At 54.0% G+C, this 23,019-nt stretch carries 18 protein-coding genes; 13 read left to right on the plus strand and 5 right to left on the minus strand.

All coding sequences use genetic code 11. The features are described from left to right. Positions 1-28 precede the first annotated feature (28 nt). Positions 29-3,208, plus strand: coding sequence for an efflux RND transporter permease subunit (locus ACQ0MK_RS18880; protein ID WP_430473916.1), 3,180 nt, complete (start codon positions 29-31; stop codon positions 3,206-3,208). A gap of 77 nt (positions 3,209-3,285) precedes the next feature. Here the strand turns inward: ACQ0MK_RS18880 and ACQ0MK_RS18885 are convergent, their stop codons facing one another. Then, on the minus strand, positions 3,286-3,924 hold the full coding sequence (locus ACQ0MK_RS18885; protein WP_430473917.1) for a hypothetical protein: 639 nt from the start codon (positions 3,922-3,924) through the stop codon (positions 3,286-3,288). A 295-nt stretch (positions 3,925-4,219) separates the two neighbouring features. Here ACQ0MK_RS18885 and htpX point away from each other — a divergent pair, with 295 nt between their 5' ends. Both htpX and ACQ0MK_RS18895 read left to right on the plus strand, forming a co-directional pair. Next, positions 4,220-5,173, plus strand: coding sequence for a zinc metalloprotease HtpX (gene htpX / locus ACQ0MK_RS18890; RefSeq protein ID WP_430473918.1), 954 nt, complete (start codon positions 4,220-4,222; stop codon positions 5,171-5,173). Positions 5,174-5,381: 208 nt separating this feature from the next. Further along, positions 5,382-6,986, plus strand: a complete 1,605-nt coding sequence (locus tag ACQ0MK_RS18895) for a hypothetical protein (RefSeq protein ID WP_430473919.1) — start codon at positions 5,382-5,384, stop codon at positions 6,984-6,986. Positions 6,987-7,073: 87 nt separating this feature from the next. Here ACQ0MK_RS18895 and ACQ0MK_RS18900 read toward each other — a convergent pair whose 3' ends face one another. Next, a complete protein-coding gene (locus tag ACQ0MK_RS18900; RefSeq protein ID WP_430473920.1) occupies positions 7,074-7,793 on the minus strand; it encodes a Bax inhibitor-1/YccA family protein in 720 nt (239 codons plus the stop codon). 261 nt (positions 7,794-8,054) lie between these two features. On the opposite strand from ACQ0MK_RS18900, the gene ACQ0MK_RS18905 reads away from it, so the two are divergent. From ACQ0MK_RS18905 to ACQ0MK_RS18915, 3 genes are all read left to right on the plus strand, one after another. Further along, positions 8,055-9,245 (plus strand): hypothetical protein, encoded by a 1,191-nt coding sequence (locus ACQ0MK_RS18905; RefSeq protein WP_430473921.1) that lies wholly within the window; start codon positions 8,055-8,057, stop codon positions 9,243-9,245. Between the two features lie 85 nt (positions 9,246-9,330). Beyond that, positions 9,331-9,606 carry a hypothetical protein gene (locus ACQ0MK_RS18910; RefSeq protein ID WP_430473922.1) on the plus strand — a complete coding sequence of 92 codons (276 nt, stop codon included), beginning with the start codon at positions 9,331-9,333 and terminating at the stop codon, positions 9,604-9,606. Positions 9,607-9,745: 139 nt separating this feature from the next. Then, positions 9,746-11,362 carry an acyl-CoA synthetase gene (locus ACQ0MK_RS18915; protein ID WP_430473923.1) on the plus strand — a complete coding sequence of 539 codons (1,617 nt, stop codon included), beginning with the start codon at positions 9,746-9,748 and terminating at the stop codon, positions 11,360-11,362. Between the two features lie 135 nt (positions 11,363-11,497). Here the strand turns inward: ACQ0MK_RS18915 and ACQ0MK_RS18920 are convergent, their stop codons facing one another. Both ACQ0MK_RS18920 and ACQ0MK_RS18925 read right to left on the minus strand, forming a co-directional pair. Further along, complete coding sequence (locus ACQ0MK_RS18920; RefSeq protein WP_430473924.1) at positions 11,498-14,056, minus strand: ABC transporter permease; 2,559 nt, start codon at positions 14,054-14,056, stop codon at positions 11,498-11,500. Next, positions 14,053-14,799, minus strand: coding sequence for an ABC transporter ATP-binding protein (locus ACQ0MK_RS18925; protein WP_430473925.1), 747 nt, complete (start codon positions 14,797-14,799; stop codon positions 14,053-14,055). The genes ACQ0MK_RS18920 and ACQ0MK_RS18925 overlap by 4 nt, the downstream gene beginning before the upstream one ends. Positions 14,800-14,967: 168 nt before the next feature. Between ACQ0MK_RS18925 and ACQ0MK_RS18930 the strand changes: the two genes are divergently transcribed. From ACQ0MK_RS18930 to ACQ0MK_RS18960, 7 genes are all read left to right on the plus strand, one after another. Next, positions 14,968-15,675 carry an arylesterase gene (locus ACQ0MK_RS18930; protein ID WP_430473926.1) on the plus strand — a complete coding sequence of 236 codons (708 nt, stop codon included), beginning with the start codon at positions 14,968-14,970 and terminating at the stop codon, positions 15,673-15,675. Positions 15,676-16,643: 968 nt separating this feature from the next. Then, positions 16,644-17,348 carry a J domain-containing protein gene (locus ACQ0MK_RS18935; RefSeq protein WP_430473927.1) on the plus strand — a complete coding sequence of 235 codons (705 nt, stop codon included), beginning with the start codon at positions 16,644-16,646 and terminating at the stop codon, positions 17,346-17,348. Positions 17,349-17,518: 170 nt separating this feature from the next. After that, positions 17,519-18,637, plus strand: a complete 1,119-nt coding sequence (locus ACQ0MK_RS18940) for an FIST signal transduction protein (protein ID WP_430473928.1) — start codon at positions 17,519-17,521, stop codon at positions 18,635-18,637. A gap of 171 nt (positions 18,638-18,808) precedes the next feature. Continuing rightward, positions 18,809-19,849, plus strand: coding sequence for an NADP(H)-dependent aldo-keto reductase (locus ACQ0MK_RS18945; RefSeq protein WP_430473929.1), 1,041 nt, complete (start codon positions 18,809-18,811; stop codon positions 19,847-19,849). Positions 19,850-19,952: 103 nt separating this feature from the next. Then, positions 19,953-20,819 (plus strand): pirin family protein, encoded by an 867-nt coding sequence (locus tag ACQ0MK_RS18950; RefSeq protein ID WP_430473930.1) that lies wholly within the window; start codon positions 19,953-19,955, stop codon positions 20,817-20,819. Between the two features lie 179 nt (positions 20,820-20,998). Continuing rightward, entirely contained in the window at positions 20,999-21,451 is a 453-nt protein-coding gene (thpR, locus tag ACQ0MK_RS18955; protein WP_430473931.1) for an RNA 2',3'-cyclic phosphodiesterase, read from the plus strand. Continuing rightward, positions 21,448-22,227 carry a pyrroline-5-carboxylate reductase gene (locus ACQ0MK_RS18960; RefSeq protein WP_430473932.1) on the plus strand — a complete coding sequence of 260 codons (780 nt, stop codon included), beginning with the start codon at positions 21,448-21,450 and terminating at the stop codon, positions 22,225-22,227. The genes thpR and ACQ0MK_RS18960 overlap by 4 nt, the downstream gene beginning before the upstream one ends. An 85-nt stretch (positions 22,228-22,312) precedes the next feature. On the opposite strand, the gene ACQ0MK_RS18965 is transcribed toward ACQ0MK_RS18960, so the two are convergent. After that, the gene (locus ACQ0MK_RS18965) at positions 22,313-23,008 is read right to left on the minus strand and encodes an NAD(P)-dependent oxidoreductase (protein WP_430473933.1); all 696 of its coding nucleotides are present in this window, start codon (positions 23,006-23,008) and stop codon (positions 22,313-22,315) included. Positions 23,009-23,019 lie beyond the last annotated feature (11 nt).

Consider the following 23,019-nt stretch of genomic DNA (forward strand, 5'->3'; position numbering starts at 1 on the left):
ACTGCGCGCATAAGCAAGGCTGACCGTCATGCAGAACCTGTCCAGATTTTTTGTGGATCGCCCGATCTTTGCCGGCGTCCTGTCCGTCCTGATTCTTATGGCGGGCCTCATTGCCATGTGGCGTTTGCCGATTTCCGAATATCCGGAAGTTGTGCCGCCTACGGTCGTGGTCTCCGCCAAGTTTCCCGGTGCCAACCCGGCCGAAATTTCCGAAACCGTCGCATCCCCGCTGGAAGAGCAAATCAACGGCGTTGAGGGGATGCTTTATATCAATTCACTGGCAACCACGGATGGCAATCTGTCGCTGACCGTGACGTTCGAAATCGGCACCGATCCGGATCTGGCCCAGCAAAAAGTCCAGAACCGCGTGTCGCAGGCCGAACCGCGCCTGCCAGATGTCGTGCGTCAGCTTGGCGTGACCGTGTCAAAACAGTCGCCTGATCTGACCATGGTGGTGCATTTGCGTTCACCCGATGAACGCTATGACATGCTTTACTTACGGAATTACGCGACGCTCAATGTCCGCGACCGTCTGGCCCGTATTAACGGTGTCGGGCAGGTGGGGCTGTTTGGCTCTGGCGATTACGCCATGCGTGTCTGGCTTAACCCCGACAAGGTTGCCGAACGTAACCTGACAGCCGGTGAGGTGGTTTCTGCCATCCAAAGTCAGAACGTGCAGGTTGCCGCAGGCATCATTGGCGGTGCACCCTATGACAGCGGTGTTCAGTTCCAGTTGCCGATCAATATCAGTGGCCGTCTGGAAAGCCCGGAAGAGTTTGAAAGCATCATCATCAAACGCGGTGAAGACGGTACGATTACGCGTCTGGGCGATGTTGCCCGGATCGAGATGGAGGCACAGCAATATGCGCTGCGCTCCTTGCTTGATAATAAACCTGCTGTCGCCATTCCGATCTTTGCATCGCCCGGTTCAAACGCGCTTGATATTTCAAGCAACGTTCGCGCAGAGATGGAAGAGCTGAAGCAAAACTTCCCCGAAGATCTAGATTACAGCATCGTTTATGACCCGACCGTCTTTGTGCGTGGTTCGATCAAATCCGTGATCGTGACATTGCTTGAGGCCGTCGCCCTTGTCGTCGTCGTGGTGACAGTCTTCCTGCAAACATGGCGGGCATCGATCATTCCGTTGCTGGCGGTTCCGGTATCGATCATTGGCACATTCGCGCTGATGCTGTTGATGGGCTTTTCGATCAATGTGCTGTCATTGTTTGGCTTGATCCTTGCCATCGGGATTGTGGTTGATGATGCGATTGTCGTTGTTGAAAACGTCGAACGAAACATCGAACGCGGTCTATCGCCACGCGATGCAACCGTTGCGGCCATGCGCGAGGTGACCGGACCGATCATTGCGACATCGCTTGTGATTACCGGTGTGTTTGTGCCAATTGCCTTTATCAGTGGCCTGACAGGCCAGTTTTATCAGCAATTTGCCCTGACCATTGCGATTGCAACGATCATTTCAACGATCAATTCCCTGACACTTAGCCCGGCCTTGTCGGCCTTGCTGTTGCGCAGCCATGATGCACCAAAAGACTGGCTGACACGGGGGATGGACTTTGTCTTTGGCTGGTTCTTCCGTGGGTTCAACCGGTTCTTTAACCGCAGTACCGATCTTTATGCCGGGGGTGTCAAACGCCTGCTGGGTGTGAAATCGATTATGATGGTGCTTTATGCCGGTTTGCTGGTCTTGACCTATCAGGGCTTCCAGATATTGCCGAGCGGGTTCGTCCCGATTCAGGACAAACAATATCTGGTCAGTTTTGCCCAACTGCCACAGGGCGCAACGCTGGACCGGACCGAAGACGTCATTCGTGAAATGTCGGACATTGCCTTGCAAGAACCCGGTGTTGAAAGTGCTGTGGCCTTTCCGGGCTTGTCGATCAACGGTTTTGTGAACAGTTCAAGTGCGGGCATCGTGTTTGTCACCCTGACCGACTTTGCCGAACGCAAAAGCGATGATCTTTCGGGCTTGGCGATTGCCGGTAAACTTCAACAGAAGTTTGGCGCCATTGACGAGGCCTTTGTTGCCATCTTCCCGGCACCGCCGGTGCAGGGGCTTGGCACTGTTGGCGGGTTCAAGCTGCAAATTCAGGACCGCTCGGATCAAGGGTATCGTGCGCTTGATGATGCCATGAAACAGGTTCTGGCCAAGGCATGGGCAGCCCCGGAATTAACCGGCGTGTTTTCCAGCTACAACATCAATGTTCCGCAACTTCAGGCTTCCCTTGACCGGACCAAGGTCCAGCAGCTTGGCATTCCGGTTGATGAAATCTTCCGGACCATGCAGGTCTATCTTGGGTCGATGTATGTCAATGACTTCAACGCCTTTGGTCGGACCTATCAGGTGATCGCACAGGCCGATAAGCCATACCGATCCAGCCCGGAAGACATCCTGCGTCTGCAAACACGCAATGCCGATGGCGATATGGTGCCACTTGGTAGTGTCCTGTCGGTTTCCGAAACTTTCGGGCCGGATACGGCGATGCGCTATAACGGCTTCCGGTCGGGTGATCTGAACGGCAATGCCGCACCGGGCTATTCGAGCGGCGAGGCACAAGCCGCGATCACGAAGATACTCGAAGAAACGCTGCCGCCGGGCATGTCCTACGAATGGACGGAGCTGACCTATCAGCAGATTCTGGCGGGCAATACGGCGATCTTTGTCTTCCCGATCTGTATCCTTCTGGTGTTCCTGGTTCTGGCCGCCCAATACGAAAGCCTGACCATGCCGCTGGCCGTGATCCTGATCGTGCCGATGAGCATCCTGTCGTCTGTTTTTGGTGTCTATCTGTTTGGCGGAGACAACAATATCTTCACCCAGATCAGTCTGTTTGTTTTGGCCGGACTGGCATCGAAAAACGCGATCCTGATTGTCGAGTTCGCCCGCGAACTTGAACATCAGGGCCGGACAACAGTCCAGGCCGCAATCGAGGCAAGCCGACTTCGCTTGCGCCCGATCCTGATGACTTCACTGGCCTTCATCATGGGCGTTGTGCCGCTGGTTCTGTCCAGTGGTGCAGGGGCCGAGATGCGCCACGCGATCGGTATTGCCGTGTTCTCCGGCATGCTGGGCGTGACGATATTTGGCCTGATCTTGACCCCGGTCTTTTATGTGCTTGTGCGCATGATTGGCCGGCGCAACGAAGTGCGTTCACTTGATGAGGCTGAGACACATCAGCCTGCGGAGTAAACGTCATCGTTGCAGAAACAGCCGGGCCTTAACCCCTCCCCCGACCCCGCAGGTCCGGCTGTTTCTTTCTTTTCCTATCAGGCGTTTCTGGCTTGCTCGCGCATGGTCAGAAACGCCGTCGTATTAAGCTCTATCGGGCCTTTCCATGTGCCGGCCTCTTTCGGCGACGGCGCATTCCAGTCAATTTCGGGATGTTGTGGAATGTTTTCGACTGATGGCCAGCGTTCTCCGCCAAACAGCTCTTCACGGTAGTCGCCAACCGTGCCCATTGTCCCAGCAGGACCTTCCCTGACTTCCAGACGGTTGCCATATTTGCGTTTGAGCTCGAACTCGATTCGGTTTTCTACATACTCGGTCAGGTCATCGCCGCTTAGTCCGCGCTGTTCTCCGTCACTTTTGGCAACGCCGTACTCAAAACCGTAATTCATGCCGTTCGAAACATTGGCGTTGTTGGTGCCAAAAACGGCGGTGAGTTCCCCATCCAGATAATAGGCACGGGTGACCTGTGCATCGCTGTTGTCATCAAGCCAGTTTGAAAGGTTGTTTTCCGCAGTCTTTCGGACTTCCTTGAACTCTGCCTGACGGGCAAGCATGTGTTCTTTCCATTCCTCGGCACTATATTTGGTGGTGTACTCGCCGGTTTGTATGTCAATCGGCCGATTGAAGAGCAGCATCTGCGCCCCAACCAATGAAAATTGTCCCTGAATATTGACCATTGCGGTGTCTCCTGCTGTGACATGTCGGAAAACAAGCAACATCAGTGCCACTCATGCGTGTGGCGGGGACTCCTTTGACATCTGCGGTGTTTTTTCTGTGACATCGGTCACGTGGGCAAACAAGGTCGCAATTGTCCCTCTAGGTCAGATGGTTAGTGAGAACAAATTGCCCACACCAACGGGGGCAATGGCCTATACTATTGCGGAATCATCGGTTCATAATTGCCGGGTGCTTGCCAACGCGAAACCACGCCTTATCTTTCGCACAGATTGTTCGCCAAAAGGGTATTCGAGCATGAATTACATCCGTACAGGTTTGTTACTCGCCGGGTTGACCGCGCTGTTTGGTGCCGTTGGCATGATGATTGGCGGTCAGCAGGGCATGATCATTGCCTTGCTGTTTGCGGGCGCCATGAACGTGTTTGCCTATTGGAATTCCGATGCGATGTTGCTGCGCATGCGCAGTGCGCGGCAGGTGGATGATCAGACCGCCCCGGAACTTGTCGCCATGGTGCGCGATCTTGCGCGCAATGCCGGTCTTCCGATGCCCAAGGTCTATGTGATTGAAAACCCCCAACCCAACGCATTTGCCACCGGACGCAACCCGGAAAATGCTGCGGTGGCGGCAACCACAGGCCTGATGAAACTTCTGGATCGCAATGAGATTGCCGGTGTCATGGCCCACGAACTGGCCCATGTGAAAAACCGCGATACCCTGACCATGACGATTACCGCCACCATTGCCGGGGCCATTTCCGCATTGGCAAACTTTGCGATGTTTGCCGGTATGTTTGGCGGCAATCGCAGCGAAAACAACAATCCTTTGGGCGGGATAGGCATGATCCTGATTGCGATTTTGGCGCCGATGGGGGCCATGATCGTGCAAATGGCCATTTCACGGTCGCGCGAATATGACGCAGACCGCATCGGGGCGGAAATCTGTGGCCATCCGTTGTGGTTGGCCAGTGCGCTGAATAAGCTTGATAAGGGCGTTCATGCCATCCCGAACATGGAGGCCGAACGCAACCCGGCAACCGCCCATATGTATATTGCCAACCCGCTATCGGGTAAGGGTGTGGATAGCCTGTTTTCGACCCATCCAGACATGGCAAATCGCATTGCCCGGCTTAAATCCATGGTGCCGTCATCGTCGCAATCAGAAGCTGCATCTATGACACATTCGGGCCCTTGGGCGGGAAAACCCAAAACGACTTCCATGCCACGCCGCCGCCGCCGGCCGTGGAACTAGAAATAATTGGCTGGTTTGCGCCTGAAACTTGCTTAATCGGCTGGTAATACTCCCCATTTGAGGATTGTATACACTATACTCCGGTATTAATTGAAACCGAAGGTCATGCCATTGACCATCTCTGTTGCGCGGATGACAATGGTGTTTGCAGAGTTTCAATATTCCTTTGAGTTGTATGGAATACTCAAAGGTACGCATAAGGGCAAAAATGGCTGGGTTCTGGTCGATGGTTGGCTTGGTGATCAAATCTTTGATCACGGGCAACGAGACAGTTGAGAACGACGAAGACACTGCCGAGGAGATTGCGGCAGAAGACACATCATACGTGTATGCCATTGCCAGATTTAGTGCCGCAAAACCTGCTGTCGCAGGTGGGCCGCAGGCCTCAGACCAATTTGCCAACCTGATCGCCGCCAACCTGACGAAAATCCCTGAAAGCCGCGCGATCCGGATCGAGCAATATTTCAGTCCAAATCCCGATGCCGTCGATCCGTTTCAAGCCATGCGTGAAGCTCAGCTGGTTGTGCTTAATACCGGCAAGCGGGCTGATGCTGATGCGATATTCTGGGGCCAACAGGACCCGGCGACTGGCGATCTGGATGTGCATCTGGTCAGTGAACCACTGGTATCGTCCCTGTATGATCTGATGCTGCCGATGACCTATGTTTTCAAACAGCCAGATCATCCCGATGTCGCAGAAGCCCTTCGGATTTTACTCGCAGCGGCCTTGCTGCTTCAATCGCGTGGTGGCGAACAGCGCCTATTACATATTTCGCGCTTGTCTTCGTGTCTGGAAAACTTTCAGGACCGGATCAATCAAGGCGACAAACTTGCCACGGTCGGAAGCGGCGTTGCCATCGCTTATGCGTTTGGTGTGTTCATGTTGACCGAAACAGGGGACAGGTCCTATTGCGCAAGTGCGCTTAAGGTGCTTGAGCCTCAAATCCGACGTATCTTGACCGATGCAGGCGACGCGCCAACAAAAGAAGTGGCAATGCAACGCAAGGCATCAGCGGGCTTGTTGGGAGAGGCCAAGCAGCATAAGGAAGAGGCCACCAATGAAGCAGAAGTGCGGGCGGAAGATTTAATCGCCCGGATCAGTGATTTTTCAAAGATTAATGCGCGCTCCACGGCCGTTCTCGCCCTGTATGGCGGGCTTGCGAACTGGTCTTTGATTGGCAGCCTCAAATCCGGGACCGGTGCGGTTGCGACAGGAATCTGGCAATTGCTTGAACGGCGTTTTGAACAATCTGTTGGATCTCCAGTTGCCTGTGCGCTTGCGATTTGCAAGCTGGGCGAAGCAATGGTTGCCAGCGGCAAAGATGCCGAAGATGCCAAGATGGTTGATAATGCAGGTGCACAATATCGTCGGGCCCTTGGCATGATCAACAATCGGACCCATGCACCGCTTTATTCGTTAACGGCCTATGGTCTGGCAGAGTCGATTGTAACCTCGGCCGCCATCAAGGATGTAAGTATCCCCGACACGCAAGTTGTTCCGGTGTTTCAGGCTGCGTTAAAGGTCTGTGCTCGGCGGGATCACCCCTATATTTGGGGCCGGATCATGTTTGCACTTGCGACCGTGCAGCTGACCAACGGTGCCTCACAGAAAGACATGGATTTGCTGACAAGTGCCCGGCGGGGATTCTCACAGGCTTACGAGGCCTTTGGCGATGCAGGGGCAAAGGGGGCCGCACGAGCGGCCTCTGGTGGGTATGCCCGTTCGGAAAATACATTATCCCAGCTTGGCCATCTCAAGGCGGTCATGGATGCCACCGGCGGCGATGATGCGGTAAAGGCACCTGCTTCCTGATTTGGCCATCTACCGATCAAGGCGGACAAAAAGAAACCCCCGCAGCCGATGGCTGCGGGGGTTTTGACTGCGACTGCCGGAATACTTCTATTCGCGGTTGCCGAAGAAGTGCAGCAGCATGATGAACAGGTTCACGAAGTCGAGATAAAGACGCAGCGCACCGAACAGGGCTTTTTTGCCTGAAGTCGCTGTGTCGTCATGCTCGTGATACTCTTCCTTGATGCGCTGGGTGTCATACGCGGTCAGGCCGGTGAAGATAAGAACACCTGCTGCCGAGATGATGAACTGCAACATACCGCTTCCAAGGAAGATATTGACCACGCTGGCAATGATAATGCCGATCAGGCCCATAAACAGGAAGCTGCCCCAACCCGACAGATCTTTCTTGGTGGTGTAGCCAAACAGGCTCATCGCACCAAAAGTACCCGCGGTGATGAAGAATGTGCGTGCAATCGACTCACCGGTATAAACCAGGAAGATTGACGACAGGGACAGGCCCATCAGTCCGGCATAAATCCAGAATGTCGCCTGTGCGGCACCAAAGCTCATCTTGTGGATGCGTGCGCTCAGGTAGAAAACAAGCCCGATCGGGGCAAGCATCACAACCCACTGGAGTCCGGTGCCGAAAATAGCCTGCATCAGGGTAGGGCTGGTCGAAACAACCATGGCCACGATACCGGTCAAGGCAAGTGCGGATGCCATGTAGTTGTAGACACTCAGCATATAGGAGCGAAGGCCTGCATCGACCTCGGCCGCCGACCGGCCAACCGAGACGTCATAGCCACGTTGACGCGTTTCAAAAGCCATTGAAATCCCTCTTTGATCCATTTGTGTGCAGAATCAATATACAATTCTACGATGCTCAAAATATGGCAGGTTTTCCGTGAAAAGCAACGGTTTGACCGAAACGACAATGTCGGGTGCCGGTCAAATGTGATCCTGTTCACGTTGTGCGCCCTATAACAAAAGAACGTGAGGATGCGCGACACACCGCGTAATCAGCGCTATCATGGCGTTTGGCGGGGGATCGTGACGTTGTGGCAGAACATAATAAAGGCCCGATATGGCATGTCAGAGACCGTCTTGATCACACCAAACCATATCTCTCAAAGGATTGATCGATTGCGTCGGTATTCATGCAAGCGACGCACCGGTTTGGTTTGGTTTCTAATTTCCGGACTGCTCGCCATATCCATCCCGCTGGGTGCTGCCGCGCAAAATGCCAAATTGATTGCGACTCCTGAAAAGGGCGATATCGCGGTTTTTACCGAACAATATGACGGGTCTGAGTTCTGTGCCAATGGGGGTGGTGATCAGCCTTGCGCTGTCCTGCCGGTTGATGTGCCGGAATTTGACGCCAGTTTTGTCTATCGATTTCTGGCCTATCATGCGCAACGTCCCTTTGATCGTTTTTCATGGCAGGCATTTACCGCCTTGATGGCATCGCCCAATGCCTCTGATAACGCCGCACTTTGGGAAACATTTCCAACCCGGCGTGATGTGCTATCTGCCGTGACCTATCCCAATGCCGCATGCCGTGACGGATTGCCCAAAGGGCATCTTTTGCTGGCAAGCTATGTGCAATCAAGTGGCGATGTGCTGGTCGATCAGGCGGGGAACTTTGTCCTGTTTGAAACCCGGATCAACCCGGTTGCGCGCGATTATATCCTTTCCAATGGTCTGGAGACCCAAGACGGTCGTGCGGCATTTGCCAAATCAGGCGCAGCGATTGATTTCCCCATCGGGCATATGGATTGGGTTGCCGATCTTGCGCAACCTGTCTTTATGGCGAACGGCGATGATGCCGGGACCGAACCGGCGGCACCCGCAATCCCGCCATCCGCGCCCGGTGTGATGGGCGCGCAATTGTTGAAATTTGCCTGGCGAATTCTGCCCGATGATGGTGCGCAAGATGTCGGGCCAGGTCGCGCCTATTACACCCGTCCGGCCCGCATTTCTCTTGGCATCGATCAAACGCTGGATGGGCAGCCAAAATGCCTTGATGTTACGGTTGGTCTGGTTGGCCTGCATCTGGTGCAGCGGGTAGCTAGTGGGAATGGGGATCGCTGGATTTGGTCAAGCTTCGAGCATGTCGATAATGTGCCTTTGGCAGCCAATGCCCGCCGCCCAAACAGCATCATTACTGATGATCCTTTTGCCGACGGGTGCCTTGCACCAGATGAAACCGATCAAGCCTATGCGTTTTATGGCGGGGGCACGGCCAAGGGGGGGGGCTGCCAATCAATCAATCGCCGGTGACATCCGATGGGCAGATACCCAGCCCTTTGCCCGCCCGGTTTCCGGTGGCGTACTTGTTCCGCCCGATATTGTTCGGTGTTGGCGATTGTTTTCAGGAACGGCCGAAACCAATTTCGTCTGGCAAAACAAGCTGGACGGGACGGTTTGGCAAAATTACATGCTTTTGGGCACGCAATGGATCGGCAATCCCGGTGGCGCCCCGTTCGGGGTGGGGGAAGTTCCAAGGTTTTTGACCAACAGTGCGCTTGAAAGCTTTATGCAGCATCAATCGGATGCCACCTGCCTTGGCTGTCATTCACGGGCGTCAACCGATGCCGGGCAGCCGTCGAATTTGACATTTTTGCTCGATCCGGCGTCGTGAAATCTTTGGGATCAAAGCTGATTATCTGAATGTATAGGGTGCACACAGACCTTCCATTTCTGGAAATTTCGCACTAGCATGCCCCGCAACATTTGCCGCAGCCAAAAACAAATAACAGCGGTAAATTCAGGGAGGAAATATGCTGGTCTGTCGTGAAGATTACGCGACGGTATGTTCAGACTTTGTCTGGAACATACCGACATACTACAATATCGGCGTTGATGTATGCGATAAATGGGCTGATGACCCGGATCGATTGGCCTTGATGCATCGCAGACGTGATGGCTCGCGCCGCGACTATACCTTTGCTCAAATCAAACGTCTTTCAAACCGCTTTGCCAATGTCATGCGGCGTCATGGCATTCGCCGTGGGGACCGGGTCGGGATTTTGCTGCCGCAAAGCCCGGAAACCGCGATTGCCCATGTTGCGACCTATAAAATGGGTGCGACGGCTGTGCCGCTTTTTGCCCTGTTTGGTGTCGATGCGCTGGAATATCGGTTGGGCAACTGTGCGGCCAAGGCTCTTGTGACCGACAAAGAAGGGGCTGCCAAGATTGCCGAAATTCGCGATCTGTTACCGGCCCTTGAATATGTCTATGTCATTGATGGCGCCCCCGATAACTGTTTTGACTTCAAAGCCCTGTCTGCCGAAGAAAGCGATGCGTTCGAGCCGGTAAGAACCCGTGCCGATGAACCCGCGCTGATCATTTACACATCAGGCACCACAGGACAGCCCAAGGGCGCACTTCATGCCCATCGGGTGTTGTTGGGGCATTTGCCCGGTGTGGAAATGTCCCATGACTTCTTCCCGCAAGATGGGGACGTCATGTGGACACCGGCCGACTGGGCGTGGATTGGTGGGCTTTTGGATGTTTTGCTTCCGGCGTGGCATCACGGGAAACCGGTCGTGGCGCACCGGTTTGAAAAGTTCACCCCCGAAGCGGCCTTTGGCCTGATTGCGGAATATGGCGTGCGCAATACCTTCCTGCCGCCAACCGCGTTGAAGATGATGCGTGCTGCCGGTGACGATGTGGCGCAAAAATTCAAATGTAATCTTCGCTCTATTGCAAGTGGTGGGGAAACGCTTGGCGCGGAACTTCTTGATTGGGGGCGTCGGGTGTTTGATGTCACGATCAATGAGTTTTACGGCCAAACCGAATGCAATATGGTGGTCAGTTCCTGCCAATCCATCATGAAACCAAAACCCGGTGTGATGGGCCGACCAGCCCCCGGACATGATGTTGCGGTGATTGATCTTAGCGGCAAAGTGCTTGAACCCGGTGAGATGGGTCGGATTGCGGTACGCGCCCCGGATCCGGTGATGTTTTTGGAATATTGGCGCAACCCCGAAGCCACCCGCGACAAATTCGTCGGCGAATGGCTTTTGACCGGCGATATGGGGTGTGTCGATGCCGATGGCTATATCCGCTTTGTCGGGCGCGATGATGACGTCATCAGTTCGGCAGGGTACCGGATTGGACCGGGCGAGATCGAAGACTGCTTGATTGCCCATCCAGCCGTGCGTATGGCGGGGGTTATCGGCAAACCCGATGATCAGCGCGGCCAGATCGTTAAGGCCTTTATCGTGCTGGCTGATGGCTTTGCCCAAAGTGACGAACTTGAAAGCGACATCAAGCAATTCGTCAAAACCCGGTTGGCGGCCCACGAATACCCGCGCGAGATTGCCTTTTTGGATCAACTGCCCATGACGACAACCGGCAAAGTCGTCCGGCGCGAGTTGCGCGATCTGGCGTAAGGCCGCTTCATCGATTTCAGTGTTTATTCGAAACGAATAGAACGCAAACAAGGCCGGTCGTTTTTTCGACCGGCCTTGTTTTATTTGAATGCGGGCAAGATTGCTTTTGCCCGCAAGCGATATGGGATGGTTACATTACTCGTTGCGCAGCAATGGTGCTGCTGGGCTGCGCAGTGCCTGCCATGTGCCGATAAACCCTGCTGATAATGTTGCAAACAGGCCAATACCAATCGGCCCCAGAATGGTGGCTGGCAATAAGACCCAGTTGGCTTCCATCACCAGAACAAGAACCGACCATGCGGCAAGGGAACCGACAAACGCGGCAATCACCCCGGTTGCAAGGCCAAGGATGCCGTATTCCAGCGCATAGGCATAAAGGATGTTGGCCCGCGTCGCACCAAGGGTCTTAAGCACCACGGCGTCATAAATGCGCTTGCGCCGACCCGCGGCAACCGCCCCGCCAAGAACCAGCACACCAGCAACAATCGCAATCATGCTTGTCGCATTAAGCGCGGTGCCAATCCCGGCAAGGATCGCATTGGCGGCTTCTAATGCCTCACGCACCCGGATGGCCGACACATTGGGGAAATCGAGACCAATCATGCGATCAACCGGTTCTTCCATTTCGCGCGGCATATGGGCGGTGGCAATCAGGCTATAGGGGGCCTTGTCGATCAGGCCCGGTGAAAACACCATGGCGAAATTCATGCGCAGGCTTTGCCATTCAATTTCGCGCCAATTGGCAATCTCGGCCGTAATATCCCGACCAAGGATATTGACGGTCAAAGTATCGCCGGGCTCAAGACTAAAGGCATTGCCAATATCGGCACTGATCGACACCAGTGGCTTGGAGGCATCGTTATAGTCTGCGGGCCACCAATCACCACGTACCAGCTTGGTTTCCGGTGGCGGGGTGGCAGCAAAGGTCAATCCGCGATCCCCGCGCAGGAACCAGCGATCATCGCCCGGCCCGACATCTTCGGACTTTACCCCGTCAATCGCGGTCACACGTCCGCGCAACATCGGAGTTTGTTCGATATCCGAAACATTATCCTGTGCCAGAAGCTGATCCTTGAACGGGTCCATCTGATCTGGGCGAATATCAAGGAAGAAGAAGGCCGGGGCAGATTCCGGCAGGTTCTCATTGATCTCGTTATCAAGGTTGCCCTCGATCCCGGAAATCGTCACCAACAGGGTCAAACCCAGTCCAAGTGACAAGGCCACCGGAATGGTGTTTGCACCGGGGCGATGCAGATTGGCAAGCGCCAGTCTGGAAAACGCATCGCGTCCAGCAATAAAACGTTTCGATAAAGATACAATTCCTTGCCCGGCATAGGTGAAAATCACCACAGCCGCCATCGATCCGCCAATGAAGCCAAGGGCAATGGCCTTATCCGTCGCACTGAGCACCGTCAGGGCCAGCAACATCACAAGCGGCACACCGATATAAGGCAGATCCCGTTTGCGCACCGGACTTCCGGTAAACAGGCCCGCACTAGCCCGGAACAATCGGGCTGCCGGGATTTCACGCGCCCGCAATAATGATGGCAGGGCAAAGACCAAAGTGGTCAAAACCCCAAAGCTGGTCGCAATGAGAAGCGATGGCAATGCCGGGCCAAGCGTCACATCAATCGGCAGACGCCCGGCCAGAACCGGGGCGATAAGTGCCGGTGTGACCGCACCGATCAGAAGACCAATCGTAATCCCGATCAGGGCCAGAACCAGTATTTGCAGGAAGTAAATCCGCAACACCAATCCATGGGATGCCCCGATGGATTTCAATGTGGCGATAACGGATGTTTTGCTTTCGATATGGCCGCGCACCGCATTGGCAACCCCGATCCCCCCGACCAGAAGTGCGGACAGACCAACAAGAGTAAGGAACAAGGTCAGCCGTTCAATGAAACGGCGTAATCCGGGATTGGCATTGGCGGTATCGCGAACGCGCCAACCGGCATCTTCGAACCGGTTTTCCAACCGTTCGCGAAAGGCGGTCGGCGTTTCAGAATCATTCAAATCCAAAGCGTAATAATACCGGATCAGGCTGCCGGGCTGAACCAACCCGGTTTCCATCAGGGCGGATTTCGACACCATCAGGCGCGGGCCAAAATTGAAAAAGCCAACCGCCTTGTCGGGTTCCTTGGAAATCACACCGCGGATTTCAACGTCAAGATCACCAAGCTTGACCGTATCGCCAATCGAAATGTTCAGGCGTTCCAGTAAACCCGCCTCGGTCACAGCCCCCCAAACGCCATCCTTTTGATCAAGGCTGCCTTCGAACGGAATGTCGTCAGAAAGTTCCATCTCGCCAAACAGCGGATAGGCGGCATCAACCGCCTTCAGCTCGACCAGTCGGCGCTGCTCAGGGCCATAGACCGTGGTGCGCATGGTGGCAAGTTCGCCAACCCGTTCGGTATTTTCGCCAAGCCATTCAAGCTGACCCAGCGTGGCATCCTGATGGGTCAGGCGCAGTTCAACATCACCGCCCAAAAGCTTGCGGCCATCACGCTCCAGCGCAGAAAGAACGGATTCCGAAACGTTTCCGACTGCGGCGATTGATCCAACCCCAAGGGCAAGGCAGGCAAGGAAAATGCGAAAGCCCGACAGACCGCCGCGCAACTCGCGCCGACAGACCCGCCATGCAATCGACCATAGGCGGTCGGCATCTTTGGATGGGGATAAGGCCGTGCTCATGACTGCGATTCCTGATGCGTAACGATCTCGCCGTCACGCAGCATCACGGTCCGGTCACACCGTTTCGCAAGACCCGCATCATGGGTAATCAAAAGCAGTGTGGAACCCCGACGTTTGGTCAGATCAAACAGCAATTCAATAATCGTTTCACCGGTCGCGCCATCAAGGTTGCCGGTCGGCTCATCAGCCAAAAGAAGTTCCGGGTCGGTTGCCAGGGCACGTGCTAATGCGACGCGCTGTTGCTCGCCACCCGATAGCTGACCGGGATAATGACCAATGCGGTGGCCCAGACCGACAAGTTCAAGTTCTTCCTGTGCCTTTTCAAACGCATCTTTGCGTCCGGCAAACTCCATCGGAAGCGCAACGTTCTCCAACGCACTCATGGTCGGGATCAGATGGAAATCCTGAAACACAATGCCGACATGGTGGCGGCGATATAAGGCCAAGCCATCTTCATCAAGGCTGCGCAGGTCCTTGCCGCAGACATTGACGACACCTTCCTGAGCCTGTTCCAGTCCGGCAATAACCATCAAAAGCGATGTTTTACCCGACCCGGACGGCCCAACCAGACTGACCCGCTCGCCCGCCTTGACGCTCAGATCGACACCTTTAAGGATTTCAACAATCCCCGCCGGACCTTGCAGCCGCAGTTTCAGATCTTGGACATCGATGGTTTTTTTTGGTTTTTCGCCCGAAGAAGCATCAATTTGTTCCGGGATTGCGGTGGTTTCAGTCACACTCATCTGGGGTCCTATCGGGCTTGGTGTGTTGCAAGATCAACAAAGCAGGTTACATAAGCTTACGGATCTGAACGTTTCTGGTTCAAACTTCTTTGGTTTGAATGCGCTGCATCAGGGTAACCGCAAGGTAACCACTTCAACAAGATGGCAGCTTATAGGGTGAGATTTGTAATGAAATTGGCGTCCGGGCAAGGTCGTACTGTAATCAAGTTCACTTCAAATGGCTTGGTTTATCTTAACCGGCTGGTCCGATTGGGGCTTTTTGCCCTGTTTGCCGGAAGCATCGTCTCGCTTGGTGTGCCGGCCGATGCCGCCGAAGATGATCCGCAAACCCTTGTTTTATTTGGCGATAGTTTAATGGCCGGCTATGGCCTTGCCCATGAAGAAGGCTTTGCGCCCCGGCTTGAAGCCGCCTTAAAGGACGCTGGGCATAACGTGCGGGTGGTGAACAGTTCGGTTTCAGGTGATACCACGGCGGCCGGACTGGCCCGTCTTGACTGGGCGCTTGTTGATAAACCCGATGCGGTGTTACTTGAATTGGGCGCAAATGATGCCCTGCGCGGGGTAGAGCCATCCCAGACCCGCGATAATCTGGCCCAGATCATTGAAAAACTGCGGTCGATGGATGTTGCCGTTTTGCTTGCAGGCATGGTCGCACCGCCCAATATGGGCACGACATATGGTGATGAGTTCAACAGCATCTATGCCGATCTATCCGGGCGCTATCAAATTGAATTATATCCATTTTTCCTTGATGGTGTGGCTGCCGCAGCGGATCTTAATCAAGATGACGGCATGCACCCGAATGCCGAAGGTGTCGGCGTCATCGTCGAACGCATCCTGCCAAATGTCATAGAGCTTCTGCAAAACTCATCCTGATGCTACTCAGTCGTGTCGATCAAAGCTGCTCGGACCAGAATTAAGCTTTCTGGCCGGGCGGTCCAGATGATTTGATCTTTGGTTGGGACCATGCGCGATGGGCGGATCCGTTTTGCGCTGATTTCGCAGCCCTATAATGTGCCGCCACAAAAACAGGCGTGTTCTCAAGGGTTTGTGCGGTGTTGGTCGGGTAGCAGAGGTTCGATTTATAGATCAGTTTGACAAATTTTTTGGTTTTCGGCCCGTTAAAAACTGCATATGTAGATAGAAAACATCAACAATCCGAAACGAAAATGTGAGCAGTCGCAATATCCAGTGCAGTCCGTTAGGGGATTCTCATTAAATATATCAATATCAATTGCTTATGGTTATTTCAGTAAAGCGCGAAGGACATCAAAATAGGGCCAGAATCCCGGTTTTGGCCCTGAAAACACCGTCATTGCTGTAAAATTAACACCTCATTTACTTTCGGTTATGTTTCGAATTCTCAAGCCTCCAACTGCATATGTTATTTTTTTGATTTTCTGGATCGTGACAACCTGCCGCAAAGGCTGCGAAAGATCGGTACGGTTCTTTTCGGCGGGTATTTTTGAAACCATTGATTCATATGAAACCCCTATATGATTCAACGTTGTAACCATCATTGTCTGAAATTTCGCGCACTGTGCCTGTGGGTAAGTTTGTTGACGACTTATTCACCGAGTCGCCCTATGGATTCCGCCGTGATTCTGCGATAATGGCTTGATATCAGGGGTTTGGGTCGATTTGACGGACTCCAAAGGATTGTCGCGAGTCGCCATTTACCCTGTGGATGAATCGGAAGCGATTCAATTTTTGACTGCAAATGCAGTTGCAGGCGACCCATTCCATCGATAAACTTTCCAGATCAGACCAAGATCAAAGCCGGGAACGTGCCTGATAAGATGGGCATTTCGAAATTAAATCAATAAGTTATCGGGGTGCGCGCCGTGTCGACATCTGCAACGGTCAAGCAGTCTTACACCATTCCCTGTGCATCGATCTTTCGCGACGCTGTTTTGTCACTGGCCGAACGCCGCGGGGTGAATGCGGCGGATCTGGCGCGATCTGTGATGTTGATCGTGCCCGAAAAGGCGATTGACGATTATGTCGATCCGGGCGATCCGCCCAAGGGGGATCGCGAAACCATCGTTTTGAAATCCGGTCCGGCTGAAGGTCGCCCGTGGCGCAGGAAACCGCGCCTGCAATTGCGCCTGCCGCCGGGTTTCTCGGTCGTGACAGTGCGCAAGGCCCTTAAAATGGCCATCGATTTTGATGCCGGGGATGTCAATATGCGGGTTGAAAAATCCGATGTACTGGCGGCTGAGAAAGTCGTTCTTGAAGAAGCCCGCGCGCTTAAAAAGCGTCAGGCAGAACCGCCAGTCGAACTTTTGCAATCGCGCGAAGAACTCGACCGTCTGCGTCAGATCGTCAATAACCTTGCTTTTGATCCGCTTGATCGCGGGGTCACGACATTTAACGAAGCCCTGCATGTGATGGGGTTTGCCCCCAATGCAAGGCCGGATATGCGCGCCGTGCGCTCCAAATACCGCGTCCTTGCCGCCATTCACCATCCCGACAGCAATTACGGATCGCATCAACGCATGACCCAGTTGAATGCGGCGATGGATCTTCTGCGCAAACACGTTTCCTGATGGTGTCTTTTGGCGAAGGCCTTGGGGTGAGAAAGAACTCTTGCGGCTTGGCCCTTGTGGAAGCACGGGGGCAATGCTTAGATATTAAGGCACTAAGAAGGTACTAAGTTAAGTGGGATGTATCGGGCAAAAGACCCGGATCACGTAACCAGTGAGGATCGGGAGAAAGCATGACGGCGGAATTTCGGGCGGCACATGCCAGCGGAGAAAACTGGGCTTCTGTTGCCTCCGAACTGGCGGACCTTTTGGAAAAAGAGCCATTGCCACAACAGGCCTTGGCTTTTTTGTATGTCACCGAAGCCCTGTCCGACGATATCAGCAGCATCCTGACCTTCCTGAGATCTAGGCTTTCCATCGAACACTGGACCGGCACAGTTGGCATTGGTGTCTGCGGATCAGGCCGTGCCTATTTTGGCGTTCCCGCCGCATCGGTTCTGATCGCCCCCTTTGCCAGCGATACATTCCATATTTTCGAGCCGATCAAAACCGATCGCGATCTGGATGAACCCGACCTGCAAAAGGCAATAGACCGTCTGCAGCCGATCTTTGGTCTGGTCCATGGCGATCCGGGTGCCCCCGATAGTCTGGGAACCCTTTCCGAACTGGCCCGAATGGGATCGACCTATCTGGTTGGTGGGATTGCAACCGGGGAACGGGGGGCACCGCAACTGGCCGATCGGGTGGTTGATGGCGGGCTTTCCGGTGTTTTGTTTGATGCAAAAACATCGGTACAGGTCGGCATCAGTCAGGCCTGCACACCTATCGGTCCGGTCCACCGCGTGACCGATGGCCGCGAAGGCGTTATCTCGACCCTTGATGATCGTCCGGCTCTTGAAGTTCTAAAACAGGAACTCGAAGCCGACGGCAGCGAACATTCCATGGCGTCAGGCCGCTATCACGCCGCCTTGATGGTGCCCGGATCAGATACCGGCGATTTTGTTGTGCGCAATCTGATGGGGATTGATCCCCATAACCACATGATCGCAATCAGCGGTGATGTGCAGGCGGGCGATGCCATTCGGTTTGTCCGCCGCGATGGTGCGGCGGCCGAACAGGATTTGCGCCGGATGCTGACCGAACTTCAAAAACGCCTGCCGGGCAAACCGCGCGGTGCGCTATATTGCAGCTGTGTCGCCCGTGGTCCGCATCTATTTGGCACTGAAAGCCGCGAAATGATGATTATTCGCGATGAATTGGGCGATCTGCCTCTGACCGGATTTTATGGCAATGGCGAGATTTGCAATGATCGTTTCTATGGTTATACCGGGGTTCTGACCCTGTTTATCTAGGATATGTTAGCGCTAACATCGTGACGAACGATCTTGCAAATCCGTGACATCCCAAGATTTTTTGCCATGAACGGTTTCATCCTGCTTATCACGGGATATATTCACCCCATTGTGAAAAGTCGCATTCCGCCCGGATCATAAGAGCAGCGGGATGCAAAAGGGGATTGATAGATGGAATACCGTCGATTGGGACGAACTGACATCGATGTCAGTGTTATTTGTCTGGGCACGATGACTTGGGGCCAGCAGAACACTCAAGAAGAAGCTTTCGAACAGCTTGATTACGCCACCGCCAATGAAGTCAATTTCATTGATACCGCCGAAATGTATCCGGTTCCGGCGATGCAGGAAACCTTTACGGCGACCGAAACCATCATTGGCAACTGGCTGGAAAAACGCGGGCGTCGCGATGATCTTGTGATTGCGACCAAAATCGTTGGTCCGGCAGATCGTTTTGATTATGTCCGCGGTGGCCCGCGTCTGACCCGTGGCCAGATTCATGAAGCCATCGATGGGTCGCTTAAACGTCTGAAAACCGACTATGTCGATCTGTATCAGCTCCATTGGCCGGACCGTAATTCCAACTTCTTTGGCAAGCTTGGCTATGTCCATGATGCCGACGAAGAAACCACCCCGATCGAAGAAAGCCTCGAAGCACTTGATGAACTGGTCAAGGCTGGCAAGGTCCGCCATATCGGTCTGTCGAACGAAAACCCGTGGGGACTGATGAAGTTCCTTGAGCTGGCCGAGAAAAAAGGCTGGCCGCGTGTGGTGTCGGTCCAAAACCCCTATAGCCTGCTGACCCGTCAGTATGAAGTCGGCATGGCGGAATGTTCCATCCGTGAAGATGCCGGTCTTTTGGCCTATTCCCCGCTGGGTGGTGGCGCACTGTCGGGCAAATATCTTGGCGGTGCCCGTCCGGATGGCACCCGCGTTGCCAAATGGCCGCAATATTTCGCCCGTTACCTGACCGAAAATGGCATCAAGTCGACCGAAGCCTATGTCAAGCTGGCAAAGGATAACGGTCTTGATCCATCCCAGATGGCGCTGGCCTATGTCAATTCGCGCCCGTTCCTGACGTCAAACATCATTGGCGCGACCAGCATGGAACAGCTTAAACTGAATGTCGGTTCGGCCAACATCACCTTGTCTGATGATGTGCTTTCGGAAATCGAAAACATCCATCAAACTTGGCCATATCCTTGCCCATAATCGGGCATAGGATTGCATATCGTTGAAACAAAGATCGACCTGTCGGGGCAGTCGAACGCGGACTATTTCCCCCGATAGGTCGGGATCCTAAAGGAGGCGGCGCATGGTAAAACAGATTTTTGGTAAGGAAGCCGATCTTGGTGCCTTTTCCGTGCGCCGCGTTCTGCCCCATCGCGATGTGCGGTCGGTCGGGCCGTTCGTATTTTTCGATCATATGGGCCCCGCCACATTCCAACCGGGCGAGGGCATAGATGTTGCCCCGCATCCCCATATTGGTCTTGCCACTGTGACCTATTTGTTCACCGGTGCGGTTCTTCATCGTGACAGTCTGGGCAGCAATCTGGAAATCACGCCGGGTGATCTCAACTGGATGAATGCCGGGCACGGCATTACCCATTCCGAACGTGAAACCCCCGCTGTCCATAATTCGGTTCATGAATTGGATGGCTTGCAGCTTTGGGTCGCGCTTCCTGAAGACGAAGAAGAATCCGAACCGGCCTTTTATCATGTCGCGCAAAAAGACCTTCCGGTGATTGACGATGCCGGGCTTCATATGCGCCTGATCGCCGGCGAGGCATTTGGCAAAACCGCCCCGGTGCCGGTCAAGTCCAAGCTTTATTACCTTGATGTTCACATGGATGCGGGCGCACAGCTTTTGCTTCCCGGTGAAAATCAGGAAGGGGCTGTTTACGTTGTCTCGGGCAGCTTGGCGATTGATGGTGAAACCTACGATCCGCAAAGCTTTGTCTATGTCGCCCCCGAAGAAATCCCCGATATCGTTGCCAAAACCGATTGTCGGGTGATGTTGTTGGGTGGCATGCCGCTGGGCCATCGGCATTTGTGGTGGAACTTTGTCGCCAGTTCCAAAGACCGCATTGAAAAAGCCAAAGCCGATTGGGCATCTGGCAATTTCCCGCAGATTGACGGCGAAGATGATGTCTTGCCATTGCCGGGCCGCTCAACTTCATAATACGCCACCACCAGAATTGAATTGGATATCTCTACAATGCGTTTGTTTGTCGGCGTGGAAATCCCCGGCGATGTCGCAGCCGAACTTTACCCGCTTGCGCGCGGGATCAAGGGGCTTGATGCACAAACCCCGAACAATATGCACATCACCCTTAATTCATCGGCAATGTCGATCCGGGATTGGCTGCCGAAATCGATCAGGCCTTGGCGGCAATTGCGTTTGAACCCTTTGATCTTCAGGTTCAGGGCCTGAACGTTTTTGCCTCAAGTCGCAAAATCCGCATTTTCTGGGCCGGGGTCAAAGACCAACCCGTCATGCGCCAATTGGCATCACGGGTTGAAAACGCCCTTCTGGCCCTTGAAGAATGCCCGGATATGGATATGCGCAAATTCACCCCGCATATCACGCTGGGCCGGAACCGAAACGCCGCGCGTGCGACCATTGAACAGGCGGTTGCCGATCATGTCAGTCTGTCATCACGGGTTTTCACCATTGACCGGTTCTGTCTCTATCAAAGTCATGCGACAACCGATGGACCGGAATTTCGTGTGATTGCGGCATATGATGGTAAAGATAACCAACGCCAAACATCTGATTTGGCAAACGAACTTGTGACAGGGGATTTTGAATGAAACTTGGCTTTATTGGCACCGGTGCGATCAGCGATGCGGTAATCCGCGGGTTGCTGACATCCGATTATGCGGCCGACGAAATCATTGTATCGCGCCGGGGCGAACGGTTTTCGACAAAGCTGGCCGCGGATTTTGATAAAGTCCGGATCGAAGAAGACAATCAGGCGATCATTGATCAGGCCGATATGATCTTTCTTGCCGTTCGTCCGCAAATTGCCAAGGACGTTTTATTAAACCTCTCAGTCCTCAGCGACAAAAAGCTCGTCAGTCTGATTGCGACCATCCCGATTGAGGATATGAAGGCATGGCTTAAAACCGATGCGCGGTTTGATCGTGCCATTCCGTTGCCTGCTGTCGAACATCATAGCTGTGTGACCGCAGTTTACCCGGGGTCACCCGATGTCATGGCATTGTTTGAAAAGCTCGGCGGGGCGGTGGCGGCCAACACCATCGATGCCTTTGATGGCTATGCGACCGGAAGTGCGCTGATGGCGACCTATTTCACATTGCTGGAAAGTTCCGCCCAATGGATGGTCGCACATGGGTCGGATTATGCTGGTGCACGACGCTATCTTGCCGCTTTGTTTAGTGGCCTTGCCGAAAACACCAATAAATCACCTGATCAAAGCTTTGCCGCCTTGGTCGACGGCCATTCAACAGCTGGCGGTCTAAACGAACAGGTCGCTAAAACGTTCGAACGCGAACAAGGGTGCGCTGCCATCCACACCGCTCTTGATGAAGTCTTTGCCCGGGTTAAGGCCGCGTCATCTTCGTAAATTCCATAAACGACAATCCAAAACGGGCGGCCCAATATGTGCCGCCCGTTTCGCTGTGCTTTATAGATATGCAGATATGATCGGTTTAGACTGCCGCCGCCTTTGTCTGATAGCCAACCGTTAAACGCCGTTGGTCAATGTCAACATCTTCCACCAGATCGACCATCGCAACGCCGAAATCGGCATAGGAAATCCGCGCCATGCCATCATGGTCGAGGATCAGCGTGTTGGTCCCGCGCACATATTGGCGCGTCTTTTCCCCGGCAAACAGCATGGCCGGTGGGCGGAGGCAGCTCCATTGCACATCATCATAATGACCCAACAACGCATCAAGCTTGGCACAGGCCTCGGCAATCGGGCGGACCGCATCGGGCAGGAAATCTGGCGCGGTTAAAACACTATGCCCGCTGCCATCGGCAAGCTTTAAGGTCGCCGCCCCGCCGGTAATATAAAGCCGGGTATTGGTTGCCCGTGCGGCATCCATAAGGTTCTTGCTCATATCGACAAGCAATTCTTCCGATCCGCTTGCCGGGCGAAGGGCGCTGATCGCGACGTCGTGGGCGGCCATCACATGACCGACCTGTTTCAGATCAACAAGCACATCGACACTTTCGCACGTCACCGCATCGGGTAAATCGGCCAGCCGGTCGGCATTGCGCGCAATTGCAGTGACCTGATGGCCGCGCGCGACCGCTTCGATCACGGTTTCGCGGCCAACATCGCCGGTCGCGCCAAAGACAACGATCTTAAGGGGCTGTTTTGGGGGCGTATTCTTGATCATGGAACGATCCT

This window comes from Thalassospira lucentensis (assembly GCF_050516545.1).
Classification (GTDB): Bacteria; Pseudomonadota; Alphaproteobacteria; order Rhodospirillales; family Thalassospiraceae; genus Thalassospira; species Thalassospira lucentensis_C.